Origin of the sequence: Colwellia sp. MB02u-9 (assembly GCF_014077085.1) — a bacterium.
Classification (GTDB): Bacteria; Pseudomonadota; Gammaproteobacteria; order Enterobacterales; family Alteromonadaceae; genus Cognaticolwellia.
The window spans coordinates 476,810-494,582 of the sequence record NZ_JACGVF010000094.1; the positions used below are offsets into that span (position 1 = coordinate 476,810).

14 protein-coding genes are annotated in these 17,773 nt (G+C 38.6%); 12 read left to right on the forward strand and 2 right to left on the reverse strand.

Going from position 1 to position 17,773, the window contains the following annotated elements; all coding sequences use genetic code 11:
• Positions 1-9: 9 nt before the first annotated feature.
• Genes rsxD through nth form a run of 4 tightly spaced genes read left to right on the forward strand, consistent with a single transcriptional unit; the run spans position 10 to position 3,131 of the window.
• Complete coding sequence (rsxD, locus tag H4J65_RS10680; protein ID WP_182137677.1) at positions 10-1,074, forward strand: electron transport complex subunit RsxD; 1,065 nt, start codon at positions 10-12, stop codon at positions 1,072-1,074.
• A complete protein-coding gene (gene rsxG, locus H4J65_RS10685) occupies positions 1,074-1,715 on the forward strand; it encodes an electron transport complex subunit RsxG (protein WP_182198143.1) in 642 nt (213 codons plus the stop codon). The genes rsxD and rsxG overlap by 1 nt, the downstream gene beginning before the upstream one ends.
• Positions 1,712-2,416: an electron transport complex subunit E gene (locus tag H4J65_RS10690; protein ID WP_182198144.1), complete on the forward strand. Its 705-nt coding sequence runs from the start codon at positions 1,712-1,714 to the stop codon at positions 2,414-2,416. The genes rsxG and H4J65_RS10690 overlap by 4 nt, the downstream gene beginning before the upstream one ends.
• Positions 2,417-2,468: 52 nt before the next feature.
• Entirely contained in the window at positions 2,469-3,131 is a 663-nt protein-coding gene (gene nth / locus H4J65_RS10695; RefSeq protein ID WP_182198145.1) for an endonuclease III, read from the forward strand.
• Between the two features lie 172 nt (positions 3,132-3,303).
• On the opposite strand, the gene H4J65_RS10700 is transcribed toward nth, so the two are convergent.
• Positions 3,304-4,230 carry a LysR family transcriptional regulator gene (locus tag H4J65_RS10700; protein WP_182198146.1) on the reverse strand — a complete coding sequence of 309 codons (927 nt, stop codon included), beginning with the start codon at positions 4,228-4,230 and terminating at the stop codon, positions 3,304-3,306.
• Positions 4,231-4,345: 115 nt separating this feature from the next.
• Between H4J65_RS10700 and H4J65_RS10705 the strand changes: the two genes are divergently transcribed.
• Positions 4,346-4,987, forward strand: a complete 642-nt coding sequence (locus tag H4J65_RS10705) for a LysE family translocator (protein ID WP_182198147.1) — start codon at positions 4,346-4,348, stop codon at positions 4,985-4,987.
• 214 nt (positions 4,988-5,201) lie between these two features.
• Here H4J65_RS10705 and H4J65_RS10710 read toward each other — a convergent pair whose 3' ends face one another.
• Positions 5,202-6,110 (reverse strand): homocysteine S-methyltransferase family protein, encoded by a 909-nt coding sequence (locus tag H4J65_RS10710; RefSeq protein ID WP_182198148.1) that lies wholly within the window; start codon positions 6,108-6,110, stop codon positions 5,202-5,204.
• Between the two features lie 357 nt (positions 6,111-6,467).
• Here H4J65_RS10710 and H4J65_RS10715 point away from each other — a divergent pair, with 357 nt between their 5' ends.
• The 7 genes from H4J65_RS10715 (at position 6,468) to H4J65_RS10745 (ending at position 17,719) form a co-directional block, all read left to right on the forward strand.
• Entirely contained in the window at positions 6,468-7,820 is a 1,353-nt protein-coding gene (locus H4J65_RS10715) for a GH1 family beta-glucosidase (protein WP_182198149.1), read from the forward strand.
• Positions 7,821-7,888: 68 nt separating this feature from the next.
• Entirely contained in the window at positions 7,889-9,217 is a 1,329-nt protein-coding gene (locus H4J65_RS10720) for a glycoside-pentoside-hexuronide (GPH):cation symporter (protein WP_182185769.1), read from the forward strand.
• A gap of 308 nt (positions 9,218-9,525) precedes the next feature.
• Positions 9,526-12,504, forward strand: a complete 2,979-nt coding sequence (locus tag H4J65_RS10725; protein WP_182198150.1) for a TonB-dependent receptor — start codon at positions 9,526-9,528, stop codon at positions 12,502-12,504.
• 274 nt (positions 12,505-12,778) lie between these two features.
• Entirely contained in the window at positions 12,779-14,332 is a 1,554-nt protein-coding gene (locus tag H4J65_RS10730) for a tryptophan halogenase family protein (protein WP_182198151.1), read from the forward strand.
• Positions 14,333-14,392: 60 nt separating this feature from the next.
• The gene (locus H4J65_RS10735) at positions 14,393-15,121 is read left to right on the forward strand and encodes a SapC family protein (RefSeq protein ID WP_182198152.1); all 729 of its coding nucleotides are present in this window, start codon (positions 14,393-14,395) and stop codon (positions 15,119-15,121) included.
• Between the two features lie 33 nt (positions 15,122-15,154).
• Positions 15,155-16,171, forward strand: coding sequence for a cupin-like domain-containing protein (locus tag H4J65_RS10740; RefSeq protein ID WP_182198153.1), 1,017 nt, complete (start codon positions 15,155-15,157; stop codon positions 16,169-16,171).
• A 51-nt stretch (positions 16,172-16,222) separates the two neighbouring features.
• Positions 16,223-17,719, forward strand: coding sequence for a tryptophan halogenase family protein (locus H4J65_RS10745; RefSeq protein ID WP_182198154.1), 1,497 nt, complete (start codon positions 16,223-16,225; stop codon positions 17,717-17,719).
• Positions 17,720-17,773 lie beyond the last annotated feature (54 nt).

Sequence of the window (17,773 nt, forward strand, 5' to 3'; positions counted from 1 at the left end):
TTAAGTACCATGGCCTTTTGGATAGCAAGTTCACCGCACAATCATCAACAAAATGAAACATCAAGCCTAATGAGGCTGGTGATTTATGCCACCATTCCAGGGATATTTGCGCAATGGTACTTCTTTGGCTGGGGTAACTTAATTCATATTTCTTTAGCAGTAGCTGCCGCAATCATCGCTGAGTTTACGGTACTATCATTAAGAAATAAAAAAATTACGCCTCAGTTATTTGATGGTAGCGCCATATTAACCGCTGTTTTACTGGGTATAAGTTTACCTGCCTTAGCCCCTTGGTGGATATCAGTTATTGGTAGCGTTTTTGCGATTGCACTGGTTAAACAACTCTATGGTGGTTTAGGACATAACCCTTTCAATCCAGCAATGGCAGCCTATGTAATGCTGCTGATTTCATTTCCGCTGCAAATGACTCAGTGGCAACCACCACTATCATTACTGGCCATGGATATACAATTAACTGACACGCTTGCCGTTATTTTTTCTGGCTATACGCCTCAAGGTTACTCAGTTGAACAAATTCGTACCCACATCGATGGTTTTACTATGGCGACCCCGCTAGATACGGTTAAAACTAATATGACTTTAGGGTTAACGGTAGTTGAGAGTATGCAAGCCCCAACCATAGGTAAACATTTTGGCGTGGGTTGGGAGTGGATCAATGCTGGCTTTCTACTTGGCGGCTTATTTTTATTGAGTAAAAAAGCCATTCCTTGGAGCACACCCGTAAGTTTTCTATTAAGTTTATTTGTTTGTAGTTTCATTGCCTTTATGATTAGTCCTGATAGCAATGCCTCAACTATGTTTCACTGGTTTACTGGCGCAACCATGCTAGGGGCATTTTTCATTCTGACCGACCCTGTTTCTGGTGCAACGAGCGTTAAAGGTCGACTCGTTTTTGGCGCACTGGCTGGCTTATTGGTTTTTCTGATCAGAAAGTTTGGTGGCTATCCTGATGCTGTCGCCTTTGCGGTTTTACTCTGTAATATGTCTGCGCCTTTAATTGATCAATATACCCGCCCTCGCACTTATGGCCACGACTTAGGAGTGAAAAAATAATGTCTGAGTTAACGCCTGCAATAAGTAAAAACTCAAAAATATTAGCCTTATTCGCGGTAGCCTGTACGGCGACCGTTGCTTTAGTGCAGCTACTGACAGAAGATCGCATTGAGCTTCAGTCTCAACAACAATTAATTCAGCAATTAAACCAAGTTATTCAAAAAGATAGTCATGATAATGAAATGTTCCGTGACTGTATTATAGCGCCTACGGGCAAGGACACAGAGTTGTTAATCGATGTAATTTACCGTGCGCGATTAAATAACATGCCAACAGCTGCTGCCATTAAAACAGTGGCTCCCGACGGCTACAGTGGCAATATTGAATTGTTAATTGCGCTCAACATTGATGGCAGTGTGAGTGGCGTTAGAACATTACTACATAAAGAAACACCCGGTTTGGGTGATAAAATAGAACTCAGAAAAAGTGACTGGATCACAACATTTGCTGGAAAAAAAGTCTTAGATAAAAACGATAATCGCTGGGCGGTTAAAAAAGACGGTGGTATGTTTGACCAGTTTACCGGAGCTACCATTACCCCCAGAGCTGTAGTGAAAACAGTTAGAAAAACCATTGACTACTTTCAAGCTAATCAAAAAGTAATTTTTAATACCGCCAGTAACTGTGGAGTGGACCAATGAAAATAAATCCAGAATATAAAGCATTAGCTTGGCAAGGTTTATGGAAAAACAACCCGGGCTTGGTACAGTTGCTTGGCCTTTGTCCCTTATTGGCGGTAACCTCAACGGTTGTTAACGCTTTAGGCTTAGGCATAGCAACCATGTTTGTCCTGATTTGTTCAAACGCCACCGTCTCAGCCATCAGACAATGGGTGCCCAAAGAAATCCGCATTCCAATTTTTGTGCTTATTATTGCCACTTTTGTTACCTGTGTGCAATTGCTGATGAACGCGTTTACTTACGACTTATACCAGTCGTTGGGCATTTTTCTGCCGCTCATCGTCACTAATTGCGCTATTATTGGTCGGGCAGAAGCCTACGCCTCTAAAAATCCCATTAAACAATCTAGTTTTGATGGCTTAATGATGGGGCTTGGTTTCTTAGCCGTATTAGTTGTCTTGGGGGCAATACGTGAAGTTTTAGGTCAAGGTACATTGTTTGATGGCGCAAACCTGCTTTTAGGGCAATGGGCCACAGGATTAAGAGTAGAGATTTACCAGCTTGATAGCCAATTTTTATTGATGATATTACCGCCAGGTGCCTTTATTGCCATGGGCTTTTTAATCGCAGGTAAAAATGTTATTGATCATAAAGTAGCACAAGCAAAGCCTAAAAAATTAGAACAAGCTATTGAACGTGTTCGTGTAAACTTTGAAAATTAACTAGCGCACTTAACTAAGCATACCTAAATGAAAACAATAAAAAATATCTCTGATGAATAAAGCAACACGACTAGATATGTTAACTCGGTTGCGAGACAACGACCCAAGCCCAACCACAGAGCTTAATTTCTCCAGTGCTTTTGAGTTATTAATTGCGGTGTTATTATCCGCTCAAGCCACTGATGTCAGTGTCAACAAAGCCACTGACAAACTTTATCCTGTCGCTAATACACCACAAGCACTACTTGACCTTGGTCTTGACGGCTTGAAGTCTTACATCAAAACCATAGGTTTATTTAACACCAAAGCGGTAAATACCCTTAAAACCTGTCAAATGATAATCGATTTGCATAATGGTGAAGTGCCTGAAAATAGAGCGGCCCTTGAAGCCCTACCCGGCGTTGGCAGAAAAACCGCTAATGTTGTACTCAACACAGGGTTTGGTTGGCTAAAAGATAATGAGGGTAAATACTTTATTGCCGTTGATACCCATATCCAACGCGTCGCTAACCGCACTGGCTACGCCAAAGGCAAGACAGTAGAAGAAACAGAAAAAAACATCATCAAACACACGCCAAGAAAAACAGAATTTTTCTTTAATTTACATCATTGGCTCATTCTTCATGGCCGCTACACCTGCATAGCTCGCAAACCAAAATGCGGTTCATGTATTATTGAAGACTTATGCGACTTTAAAGACAAAACTGAAGACTAAAAGTTTACTTAACTTATTTAAGACCAGTACAAGTGCAATATTAACCATTGAGCTTAAGTGTTTATCGTTAACGCCAGCAGCGAAAGTAAATGAAAACCACCTTGCTAATAACCTAACGGTTCTTACTGATAAACTAAACCCATCAAACTGCCTATGTGTTAATAACAATCACTTAGCAGTCTGATTTAATTATCTGTAATTTTTGTTTCATAAAATCGATAAACATGCGGTTTTTATTGGGCATATATTTACTTTGCACATACTGCAAACAAATATCACCGTGATAACTACATTGTAACTGCCAGTCTTGCAATAGCGGGATCAACCTTCCCGTTTCAAGCCCTTGCTGCGCGGTGTAATCGGGTAAAGAGCCAATACCAAAGCCCTGTTCAATCGCGTCTCGACGCATTTCACTGTGGTTAAGTAAATATGATCCCGTGACTTCTACGGTAGTTTTATGATTTTCATTACTAAATCGCCATCGGTTGTCGGTCATATTTTCGCCTAAGCAAATGCAAGGTAAATTTTTTAAATCATCGGGATGTTTTGGCAGAGCATGCTTGGCTAAAAAATCAGGACTGGCACATAACACCTGTTCAACGCGGCCAATGTTAACATTGACCAAAGCTTCAATAGGATAGTCATTAATATGAATCAAAAAATCGACACCGTCATGGATCGGATCTAAAATACGGTCGGTGACTTTTAAATGTAACTGAATGTCTGGATAGCGTTTTAAAAACTCAACAAAAAGTGGCCGTAATACCTGATTGGCCAGTGACTTTGGTGCCGCCACCCTCAATAACCCGCTCACCGTCGATGTGATAGAACGACTGGCATTAACCGCTTTTTCTGCCGACTCAACCATCTGTTTACAGTAATCAAAAGTTATTTTTCCTGACTCAGTTAACGCCAGTTGTCGTGTTGTACGCTGTAATAGTTTGATACCTAATGCATCTTCTAATCTGCTTATTTGACGGCTCACTGCTGAGGGTGTTACGCCAAGTTTTTTTGCCGCTTTACTAAAATTCCCCTGCTCAACCACAGTGACTAAAATAGCCATATCAGACAATAAAGGCATGAGTTTATTTGTGTCCACTAGGCACAAGTCCTTATACAAATATGTGTATTGTTTTAAATATCTCATAGATTAACATACATCCGCAGTCATGAGTCGGCTGCTGTGAGCATATGTTAAATGATAAGAGGTAAATATGGAGTTGTTAATCAATACGTATATGGCAGAAATTATCGCGGTGAGCACCATCGCTATTTTTATGGCTATGTTACCTGGGGCTGATTTTGTGTTAGTGACCCGCACGAGTATCTACAATGGTCGTTTGGCCGGTTTATATATGAGCTTAGGCATGTGTTTATCTGTTTGTATTCATGCCAGTTATTCAATTGCAGGCTTAGCCGTGATAATTGCAAATTCAGCCTGGTTATTTTCTATAATCAAATATTTAGGCGCGGCTTATCTTATCTATATTGCTTGGCAGTTGTTAACAACAACCGAGCCTTTACATAATGACCAAAAATATCAAACAGCAGATATTTCGGCCTTTATCGCGCTGCGTCGTGGCTTTACTTGCAACATATTAAACCCTAAAACCTCTATCTTCTTCTTAAGTATTTTTACCCAAATAGTGTCGGTAGATACCCCATTAATAATGCAAATAAGCTATGGTTTGATCATTATGTTGGCACATTTTATCTGGTACAGCGGTATTGCTTTACTGTTATCACACCCCAGTATATTGCCTCGCTTTAATCGCCAAAAACAAAAAATTGATAAAGTAGCAGGATTTATCTTGATGCTTATTGCTATCAAGCTCACCCTGATGAGTGCTATTTAAGTAAGAGCTACAATTAGCGATCTCAAAACCTAGCTAATTGTAGGCTTTCAGCCTTAGTTTTTATCAGAATATGACCAAAAAACTTCAGGTTTCAGTTTTATTTTTGCTCAATACTGATTGTTATACAAAGACTAATAGTACCGCGGCAGATATTAAGTATTAAGATTCAACACTAAAAATTCAACATTCAATATTTGCCTTCCAAGTGATGACATTATTTAAGTTCTGCTAATTTTTTGATATGTGCCGGTGAAACCCCACAACAACCACCGATAATAGAAGCACCAGATTTAAGCCAAGATGAGGCAAATTCGCTATACTTTTCTGGTGGAACATCATCTCTGATACCAGAAATACCATTACTTTTATTCGCTTCGTGTAGTTCACCAATTACTGAAAAATTATTAGCGTACACACCTAACTGAACTTGGTGTTCAATTCCTTGATCTAATAGCGCCTGTTTAGCGGTGATAAGTGCGGTCTGCATGACTTCGACACAGCTACAATTAAATAATATTGCCGAAACATTTTGCCCTGCAATTTCGCTAACGGCATCATAAACTGACTCTCCTGAACGTAGAGTCGACTCGGTGGATATTTCATCTTTAACAGTAAAGGCAATCCAAGTAGGTTTGCCAGTAACAAGAGTGCGAGCCTTGATCATTGCGGCTTCTGCGATAGATGATATCGTTTCGGCTAGCCATAAATCTACATCAACTTCCTGATTTTTTATTAATAACTCAAGCAAGGGCTGCGCTTGTGCCACTGAAAAAAGATCTGGTCGGTAAGAGCCTAACAATGGCGGAATACAACCCGCGACTAACAAACTTGAATTATCCTTAACGCACTCTCGTGCTAACCTAGCGGCTAGTTTAATAAGCTCAGTCCCTTGTTCGTTAAAGCGTTTCTCACCAATATGAAAAGGCACTAACGCGTAGGTATTGGTGGTAATGATATCAGCACCGGCCTTAATAAAGCTACGATGCACTTGAGAGATAAAATGAGGCGCTTCAATTAACGCTTGAGCTGACCATTCTGGTTGTTGAAAAGGGGCACCAATACGTTGCAGTTCACGGCCCATACCACCATCAAGAATTATCGGAAATGTAAAGGGTAATTTCATACTCATTCTTTCATCTGTTATCTATAAAAATAAGAGCAGAATAACCATGCGGTTGACGTAAAGCAAGCGTAAATAGGACATTGATAAAATTGAACTAGGCTTTGCGTTTTTGGATGTTGATCTCTAGTAGCAAGCTACTGACCTAGTCAACTAAAAACATGCCCTTTGCTACTTAAATCACATAAAAATCATTATACCAGACATTAGTTACCCTACTATTTACCGAAAACAGATTGACCTTTAATATCAATCGAGCTAAATTGAAAGCGCTTCCAAATGCGATAAAAAACTGAAAGATCTAAAAATAATTAACGCTAACTAAAACCACTAACAATAAATCATTAAGAATAAATAACTATGAAATTGACTTTACCTTATAACTCAAAAATGAATTCAACAGATTTTATTTATGGTGTTGCTACTGCCTCATTCCAAATCGAGGGCGGTATCGAGCAACGATTGCCCTGTATCTGGGATACATTTTGCTCTTTAGAAAACACTATTGTCGATGGTTCAAATGGAGACGTTGCCTGTGATCATTACCATAAATGGCCTCAAGACATCGAAATGATTGAATCTCTCGGCGTTGATGCTTATCGTTTATCTATTTCGTGGGGAAGAGTTGTTAATGAAGATGGCAGTATCAATGCAACAGGTATCGCATTTTATATTGCCTTGTTAGATAAATTAGTTGAGAAAAACATTAAATCCTTTGTTACGCTTTATCACTGGGATTTACCTCAACACCTTGAAGATAAAGGTGGTTGGTTAAGCAGAGAAACGGCTTACGAATTTCAAAAATATACCGAAATAGTGATTAAAGCATTTGGCAATAGAGTGCATTCGTATGCTACGTTAAATGAGCCTTTTTGTAGCGCTTATTTAGGCTATGAAATTGGCATTCATGCACCAGGTATTAAAGGTAAAGAGTTTGGTAAAAAGGCAGCTCATCACTTATTACTTGCTCATGGTTTAGCGATGCAATCACTTAAAGAATTAAGCCCGAATACACTTAATGGCATAGTACTTAATTTTAGCCCTAGCTACCCTGCTTCCCAAAACCCAGCGGATATAGCCGCAACTCAGTTCGCTGATGATTATTTTAATCAATGGTATATAAAGCCTATTTTTGATGCTCAATATCCAGAAATACTTTCACAACTGCCATTATCACAACAGCCTGATATTATTGCAGGTGATATGGACATCATTGCAGAATCTGTTGATTTTTTAGGTATTAATTATTATACACGTGCAATATATCAAGCTGATGAAAATGAAATATTCGCTCAAATTACCCTTAAAGATGTTGCATTAACCGATATGGGTTGGGAAATATATCCATCAGGGTTTTCTGATTTATTGATTTCTTTAAATGCCAAATACACCTTACCTCCTATTTATATCACTGAAAATGGTGCCGCAATGCCTGACAGCATCAAAGATGGCAAAGTAGAAGATGCTCACCGAGTCGCTTATTACCAAAGCCACCTTAACGCAGTAAATACAGCCATTGAATCAGGTGTCGACATAAGAGGTTACTTTGCTTGGAGTTTAATGGATAATTTTGAATGGGCTGAAGGCTATTTAAAAAGGTTTGGTATTGTCTATGTCGATTATCAAAGCCAAGAAAGAACAATAAAAGCCAGTGGTTATGCCTATCGTGATTTAATCCATCAACGAAATAGCAATTATTTATCAAATAGTTAATTGAACAACGTAAAGTGTCATTGTATATAAAATAAGAAGAATATTAATTTAAAAAAAAAGAGATTCACATGCTGAAAATTAAAGAAAAAATAGCTTACGGTTTAGGCGACACAGCCAGTAATATCATCTTCCAAACCGTGATGATGTTTTTACTTATTTATTATACCGATGTGGTTGGTCTTTCTCCTGCACTTGTTGGTACTCTTTTTCTTGTGGTTAGAATATTTGATGCAATCACTGATCCCTTAATGGGGGCGATGGCTGATAGAACGAAAACTAAGTGGGGACAATTCAGGCCTTATTTATTATGGCTAGCCCTGCCTTTTTGCCTGATCAGTATTTTAGCTTTTACCACCTTTGATTTATCTGACAATGGTAAAATCGTTTATGCATTTGCGACTTATACTTTATTAATGATCGCTTATACCGCGATAAACATTCCTTATTCAGCGCTAGGTGGTGTACTGACCGCTGACCCTGAAGAACGGGTATCAGTACAATCATATCGATTTGTTTTTGGTATGTTAGGTGGTCTAATCGTTGCAGCAGGCACTATGCCATTAGTAGAGTGGTTTGGTGCTGGAGATAAAGCACAAGGCTATCAGTACACTATGATAGCCATGAGCTTGCTAGGCTTAATGCTTTTTCTGCTTTGTTTTGCCGGTACTAAAGAAAGAGTTAGCCCGCCAAAAGATCAAAACTCAAGCTTTAAAGAAGATTTGTCTGCCTTATGGAAAAATGATCAATGGCGAATTCTTTGCTTAGCTGGATTATTGTTATTAAGTGGCCAAGTACTGCGCGGCACACTGGCGGTTTATTATGTGAAGTATTATTTAGGTCGCGCTGACCTGATCACCTTGTTTATGACTTTAGGGATGATAGGTAGCATTCTAGGTTGTGCACTGGCGTTACCGCTATCTAAAAAAGTATGTAAAATTAAAGCCTATATTTGTTTACAATCAATCGCTGCTTTTATTTGTATTATCAGTTATTTTGTTGGCAGTGAACAAACCGTTATGGCCTTCACTTTATTCTTTCTTTGGAGTTTTTTCCTGCAGATGGCCACCCCCTTACTTTGGGCAAAAATGGCTGATACTATCGATTATGGACACTGGAAAACTGGCGTTAGAATAACGGGTATGGTTTATTCAGCTATCGTTTTTTTCATCAAACTTGGCGTTGCCATTGGCGGTGCATTAGCGGGTTGGTTATTGGCCTATTATGGCTACCAAGCTGATGTAGAACAAAGCACTAACACGCAACAAGGCATATTAGCTGCTTTCACTATTTTTCCTGCTGTAGGGTCGATATTAGTTGCCTGGGTAATGCGCTGGTACATACTTGATGCAAAAAAAGTGCAATTTATTCACCAAGCTTTAAAAAATACATCAAGTTAGTTAATTTGAAAAATGTAAATCGCTAGCCTAAAATAATATAGTTAGCGTTTTATTAGCGAGTTAACGTCGCCTCTATCAAATAAATAAATGCATCCTAAATCTAACAACTAAACAACATTTAAACTTAAATTTAACGAGTAAAAGCTCTAAAATAGTTAACTTTATTTATTAAAATACGGTTGACCTTATTAGTAAAATATTTTAAATTGTGGAAGCGCTTCCTGATTGAAGTATGTTTTTTTAAATTGAACTGGAAGCGCTTCCAAATATATAATAATCATAATATGAAATACCTCGGGAGACACACGATGAATTCAACTTTTAAAAAAACTCAACTTGCTACAAGTTTATCTATAATTTTAGGCGTAACGGCAATAACGCCGGTTTTTGCTGCTGAAGAAGTTGCAAAAGATAAAACTGAAGTGATCGAAGTTACGGGTATCCGTAGCAGTATGGTTAAATCGATGGATATGAAGCGCTCAGCTAGTGGTATCGTTGATGCTATTAACGCTGAAGACATTGGTAAATTTCCCGACAGTAACTTAGCTGAATCGTTACAACGTATTACGGGTATTTCTATAGAAAGATCAAACGGCGAAGGCAGTAAAGTAACCGCTCGTGGTTTTGGTCCTGAACGTAATTTAGTCACACTTAATGGTCGTCAACTTCCGACTACTACCGGTGATCGCTCGTTTGATTTTTCCAATCTTGCCGCTGAAGGTGTTAGCGGTGTTCAGGTATACAAAACCTCAAAAGCAGATGTTCCTACCGGTGGTATTGGGGCAACAATTAATATTACTACCCATCGCCCTCTTGATAATCCAGGCGAAAAAGCGGTATTTAGTGCTGAAGCATTAAAAGATCAAACAACCAAAGAAGGCTCTACTACGCCACAATTTTCGGGCTTGTATTCAAATACATTTGATGATGGTAAATTTGGTGTTTCGATATCAGGTAGTTATTCAGAGCGTGAAAGTGGTAGTCAGCAAGGTAAAACAGCTTTCTGGCGAAGCTTTTCAGGTGTACAGGATAATGACTGGGGTGGCTCTAATGCGGCATGGGGTGGTGTAGGAAGAGATGATAGCCAAACTAATCGCCCAGGCGACGATGACATTTATTCAGTACCACAAAATACTATTTACAAGTTTGAAGAACAACAGCGTAAAAGAAGTAATGCCCAATTAGTGCTGCAATATAGCCCAACAGATGCTATTACTGCGACCCTTGATTACACCTATGTAAAAAAAGAAAATGACACACAATTTAACGACATTTCAGTATGGTATAACTTTGGACCAAGTGAAAATATTTGGACAGATGGCCCAATAAGTTCTCCTGCTGTTTATTCTGAAACTTTTGATCCAAATAAGCCTACCGATCTTGCAATGGGTGGCGGTGACTTTAGTGTTAAAGATGAAACTAAATCGCTTGGTTTAAATTTAGAATGGCAAGTAAATAACAGCTTAAATCTAAGATTAGATCATCACGACTCGTCAGCTCAAAGTGATCCAAATAGTCCTTTAGGTTCAAGCAACACTATCGGTATGGCTGCTTTTGTTCGTACGGCTTCTGCAACTGACTATACGGGTGATATTCCAGTACTATCTGTTACTGGCGGTAATGCAGTTCAAGCCTCAGACATGATTGTAACCGGTAGTTCTTTTATCAACATCAAAAACCGTGCTGATATTACGCAAACTCAACTGCATGGTAATTATATTCTTGAAGAAGCCGGTAGCATAGATTTTGGTCTAGCATTGACCAGTTCTGAAAGCCGACATAGAGAAAAGAATGTTCAACGAAATAACTGGGGTGGTGAAGGTACTGCTGGTTCATTCGATGAGTCATTATTTCCACGTAGAAGCATTCAAGACCAATTTGACAATTTAAGCGGTGGTAACTTTGAAGGTTATAATGGCGATGTCGAAATTTTAGAAAATTATTTCGCCTTTGATTTTAATGGCGTTAGAGAACGTGCTGTTGATGTATTAGGTGTACAGGCATCTGCTTTAGGTGATTGTGGTAATTCATTTTGTCCATCAAGCGACTATGCTTCACAAACTGACCAATATACTAAAGAAGAAATGACTTCAGTTTACTTCCAATATAATTACGAAGGTGAAATTGGTACTATGCCATTTGATGTGCATTTTGGTATCCGTTATGAAGAAACAGATGTTACTTCAACGTCTTCAGTGCCTGAATTTACTAATGAACCTCGTTGGGAAGGTACCAGTGAAGTATCACTATTAAGCTCTGGTAATGTTATCTACGGTACACAAGAAGCAAGCTATGATCATTTGCTACCCAGCATTAACTTCAATTTAGAAGTTACTGATGATGTTATTCTTCGCGCAGCTTACAGTGAAACTATTGGCCGCCCTCAATATAACAATATGATTGGTGGCACACTGCTAAACCCTGGTGCTCGTGTAGGTGGCGGTATAGGTTCTACCGGTAACGCTGGTTTATTACCACTTGAATCTGAAAACATCGATTTATCAGCAGAATGGTACTACGGCGAAGGTAGTTACGTTTCATTAGGTTATTTCACTAAAGACGTAACAAACGATATATTAGTAGACACGGTAAATACTACCACGGGTATTGTTAACCCTGCAGACGGTCCTTATACAGAAGAAGCACGAGCAGCTGTTGGCAATGATGGTTTAGCACAACGTCAATACATCTTTGATACCTATGCGGCAACAGATCCAGAACACGTCTTCATGGAAGGTGGCAACATTATTATTTTAGGTAATGCTGAAACTGATAACTTGATGAACTTCGGTATTAGTACTCCGATAAACTTAACTGAAAAAACCGGTTATGACGGTATTGAGTTTGCCGTACAACACTTATTTGGTGATAGCGGTTTTGGTACTATTGTTAATTACACTAAAACAAATACTGACAATGAACATGATGACTTTGACATTGGCGCTCAAGCGGCTGAATTAGGTATTAGTGATTCGGCTAACGTTGTTGGCTTCTACGAAAAAGATGGTTTATCAATTCGTATTGCTTATAACTGGCGTGATAAATTCTTAGTAGCGCTTGTACAAGATGGTCAAGCCGGTCCTGGCCCACGCTATATTGAAGAATATGCTCAAGTTGATATGACCGTAAGTTACGATGTACCACAAGCAGAAGGATTAACTGTTTTCTTCAATGCCATCAACATTACTGAAGAAAATGCCCGCACTAGTGGACGTGATGAACGACAAGTATTAGATTCAATTCAACAAGGTGCACGCTACTCTTTAGGTGCTCGCTATACATTCTAACAGCCCTTTATTGAGCTGATAAGAAAGTAAATTAAAGGCCGTATAAATTATTTGATAATGTATTTGATATTTTATGCGGCCTCTTTATATATGATGTAAAAATAGAATTATTACAAAAAACATCGGTCTTAAACAAATATTTTCAAGCGCTTAAGTAGGTTAGATACCCAGTTAGTCGTTAACTAGCAGTAGATCGCCTAAAGAAAGCACGATATAGTTTTAGTTGAAATATGTTCTTATGTTTTTTGTAAATATTTTAATTTTAAGTAAATTTATGAATAAACCATTAAAGAAAATTGTGATTGTTGGTGGTGGCTCGGCTGGCTGGTTGACCGCTGGAATAATTGCGGCAGAACACGCCAGTGCTCAAGATTCAGGTATCGAAATCACCCTAGTTGAATCTGCAGATGTTGCCACTATGGGGGTTGGCGAAGGCACTTGGCCATCAATGCGTACTACCTTGAAAAAAATGGGGATTTCAGAAACTGAATTTCTCATCGAGTGTGATGCTAGCTTTAAACAAGGGTCAAAATTTACTCATTGGATTACCAATACTCATGAAGGCTATTATCATCCTTTTACCTTGCCACATGGCTTTAATGACATAAACCTATCATCGTATTGGCAACCATTTCGAGATAAAATCAGTTTTGCCGATGCCGTTTGTCAACAAAGTCATTTAGGCGCTCATGGTCTAGCCCCAAAACAAATCACCAGCGCTGAATATTCATTTGCAGCCAATTATGGTTATCATTTAGATTCAGTTAAATTTGGTCGTTTTTTACGCAAACACTGCACTGAAAAATTGCATGTTAAACACATTGTTGATCATGTCAGTAAGATCAACTCAGCAAAGAATGAAGATATAGCCTCAATTACCACCACAAAACATGGTGATATTTCTGCTGATTTATTTATTGACTGTACAGGCTCAGCATCGATTTTATTAGCTAAACACTACAAAATTCCTTTCATCAGTAAAAAACATATTTTATTTAATGATTCCGCTCTAGCGATTCATGTTCCTCATGAAAATGAAGATAGCCCTATTGCTTCTTTTACTTCATCAACCGCGCAAACTGCCGGTTGGATTTGGGATATAGGCTTACCTTCACGCCGTGGTGTCGGTTACACCTACTCTAGTGCTCATATTAGCGATACAAAAGCTGAGGAAGAGTTAATAGAGTACATTACTCCTCTTATGGGTAAAAAGTCTGCCAACGCGGCAATGATTCGTAAAATAGCACTAAACCCTGGACACAGAGAAAAGTTCTGGCATAAAAATTGTGTGGCTGTAGGAATGTCTGCTGGGTTTATTGAGCCGCTAGAAGCTTCAGCATTAGTGTTAATAGAGCTCTCAGCTAAAATGATCAGTGAACAACTACCTGTAAACCGTCAAGCAATGGACATTGTGGCTAAGCGCTTTAATAGCAAGTTTTTACATCGTTGGGACAACATCATTGATTTCCTCAAATTGCATTACGTGCTAAGTAAAAGAACGGATTCAGATTATTGGTGCGATAATAAAAATGAAATGCATATCCCAGAGAGCTTACGAGAACAGTTAGCATTATGGCAATATCAAGCGCCATATAAATACGATGCAATTCATACGGAAGAAATGTTTCCGCCAGCAAGTTTTCAATTCGTTTTATATGGTATGGGCTTTGTTACCCAAGCTCCCCATAAAAAAAGAACAGACCAATCAGCAAAAGCAGAGGCTTTGTTCAATGAAAATGTACAACGAACAAAACAACTATTATCTGCCTTGCCAACAAATCGTGAATTAATTAATAAAATTAAAAAATATGGCTTACCAAAAATATAGCGATACCAACGCTTAAAAAATCTAGCCACACATCAGTAAACAACATAATTTGGAATGAAAATGGCAAATCACGTATTACTAAATAGTACCGATCATCAAAATTTAAAAGTTATTACCGAACGTGAAGAAAAATACGGCGACAATGTTTGGTTTACCCTAACCTTCCCCACTGAATTTAGAAGCGTTCAGGCCTATTATCCGATATTTTTTAATAAAGACTCAAGTACAGGTCAATTTTATGCGGTTGCGCTATTTGGTTTTCAAGAAAATGAAAACTTATTTTTATCAAAAGATGGCTGGCAGGCACCTTACATTCCATTAAGCGTAGCAAGACAGCCGTTCTTAATTGGCGTACAAAAAGTTGTAGAAGATGGCGAAGAAAAAGAACAAAGAGTGTTACATATTGATCTTGAACACCCAAGAGTGAGCCAAGACAAAGGTGAAGCACTGTTTTTAGAGTTTGGTGGCAATACCCCTTACTTAGATAATGCCGCAGATATACTCGAAACCATGCATCATGGCCTTATCGACAGTAAGTTATTTATGGAATTACTGATTGAACATGAGTTGTTAGAGCCTTTCTCGCTAGATATGACATTAAACGATAAAAGCCAAAACCAAATGGTTGGTTTTTATACTATTAATGAAGATAAATTAAAAACGCTAACCCCGGATACTTTGGCCAAACTGCATCAGTTGGGATATTTACAAGCCATTTATATGGCGATTGCTTCGCAATCAAATGTTCGAGCGTTAATGAATAAAAAAAATGAACAGTTGGGTTTGTAAAACCATTAATACAGAGCTAAATAAGGTGATTAGGTGCTAACAATTAATCATAAAGTAAAAGAAATTCACCATTGCCAACCCGGCAATATTCCAGAATTTGTCTTGTCTTCTACTGAGCCCATGATTTTGAAAAATTTTGGCAGTAATTGGCCGGCAGTTATTGCGGGTAAAACCTCGCCACAATTGGCTGCTGATTACTTAAGAAAGTTTTATACCAATGCGCCTATAACTGCCTATTATGGTGAGCCTAAAAATAATGGCCGTGTTTTTTACAATGAAAACATGACAGGTTTTAATTTTAACAGTTCAAAAGCCAACCTGAACCAAGTGCTTGACAAGTTACTTGAGCATGTCAATGATCCGCAACCACCGACAATGTATGTCGGTTCGACTGAAATTAACCATTGCTTACCTGGCTATAATGAAGAAAACAATGCCTCCATCGACCATTTAAAGCCGTTAACCAGTATATGGTTAGGCAATAAAAGCAAAATAGCTGCACATTTTGATTTCCCTAATAATTTAGCTTGTTGTGTGGTGGGTAGTCGTAAATTTACTTTGTTCCCACCCGAGCAGCTTGAAAATTTGTATGTTGGCCCGATGGAGTTTTCCCCCGGTGGACAAGAAATTAGTTTAGTGGACTTTGACCACCCTGATTTTGTTAAATATCCAAAGTTTAAACAAGCGTTAGCCTCGGCACAAGTTGCCGAGTTGGACGCTGGCGATGCCCTATTTTTACCTAGTATGTGGTGGCATCATGTTGAAAGTTTAACCGCGTTTAACGTGCTAGTAACCCATTGGTGGCGTGATAGCCCCGCATTTATGGGACGCCCTAACAATGCCCTTATGTTGGCGATGTTAAGCTTAAAAGACTTGCCTTTAGCTCAGCGAAAAGCATGGCAAGCGCAATTTAACTATTATATTTTTGAGCATGACCAAGAAGATTTCTCTCATATTCCTACCGCTGCTCAAGGCCGATTGTCAAAACCCCTTGATGAATTATTAGCGAAACAAATACGCGCAGATTTACTGAATAAATTAAAACGATAGTAACTAAGTACAACAAATCATCCTACTAAAGTTAATTAATAAGGTTTTATTTTGAAAACACAAAACAAAAAAATTAAAAAAGTCGTTATTGCTGGTGGTGGTACTGCGGGTTGGATGACAGCAGCAGCACTCTCAAAATTATTAGGTAAAGGCATAGAGGTTGTTTTAATAGAGTCAGACGAAATCCCTACGGTTGGCGTTGGTGAAGCAACGATTCCTACCTTACATATTTTTCACCAATTATTAGGCATTAATGAACAAGAGTTTATGGCAGCAACCAATGCCACCTTTAAGCTGGGCATTTCTTTTGAAAACTGGCGCGACATAAGTAAAGATTATATTCATTCCTTTGGTTTTCTAGGTAAAGGTTGTTGGGCGGCTGGTTTTCAACATTTTTGGCTAAAAGGCCGTGCAAAAGGCATTGTTTCTGATATTGGTGATTATGTTCCTGAACATTTGGGCGCAAGAGCCGGAAAGTTTGCCGTTTTAGCAAATCAAGAGTTAAACCATGCTTATCACCTTGATGCTGGGCTCTATGCTAAGTTTTTAAGAAGTCTTGCTGAAAAACATGGCACAACACGCATTGAAGGTAAAATATCCCAGGTTAATCTAGATAACGAATCCGGCTATATAGACTCAATTACTTTAGCATCAGGTAAAATTGTTGAGGGGGATCTCTTCATCGACTGTACTGGCTTTAAAGGCATGTTAATCGAAGGAGCACTAAATACAGGTTTTGAAGATTGGAGTCACATCTTACCTTGTGACAGTGCTATCGCAGTACAAACTAAAATGGTCAGAAAACCGGTTCCATATACCCGCGCTATCGCTAGGGACTCTGGATGGCAATGGCAAATACCGCTGCAAAACCGCACCGGTAATGGTTTAGTCTTTTGCAGTAAATATATGACAGATGAAGAAGCTAAGCAAACACTTTTAGCGAATGTTCAAGGTGAGTTGCTCAACGAACCTCGTGTGATCAAATATAAAACCGGCACACGCCGTAAACATTGGAATAAAAACTGTGTTGCTATTGGCTTATCTTCTGGTTTTATCGAGCCATTGGAGTCAACCGGTATACATTTATTTCAAAAATCCATTGTGCGATTAATGCAAATGTTTCCTTCTCAGGGTATTAATCAAGCTGATGTTGATGAATTTAATAGCCAAACTAAAACTGAAGTCGACAACATTAAAGATTTTATTATTCTGCATTATCATTTAACAGAGCGCACAGATTCACCATTTTGGCGCTATTGCAAAAATATGGAAATTCCAGATACCTTAAAACATCGTATGTCGTTGTTTAAGGAAAGTGGCCAGGTATTTAAAAAAGCAGAAGACTTATTCGGTGAAACCTCTTGGATACAAGTCATGATGGGACAAGGGTTAATGCCTGAGCAATATCATCCTATTGTAGATTTGATGAGCGATGAAGAATTAACGAGCTTTTTAAATAATATAAAATCAGCCGTAAAACGCAAAGTGGATAACTGGCCTGACAATAACGATTTTATCAATCATTATTGTAAATCCACTACGATGTAACGGATTGAAAAATAAAATATTCCGGCAGATCTTACTGCGCTGCCGATTAATTGT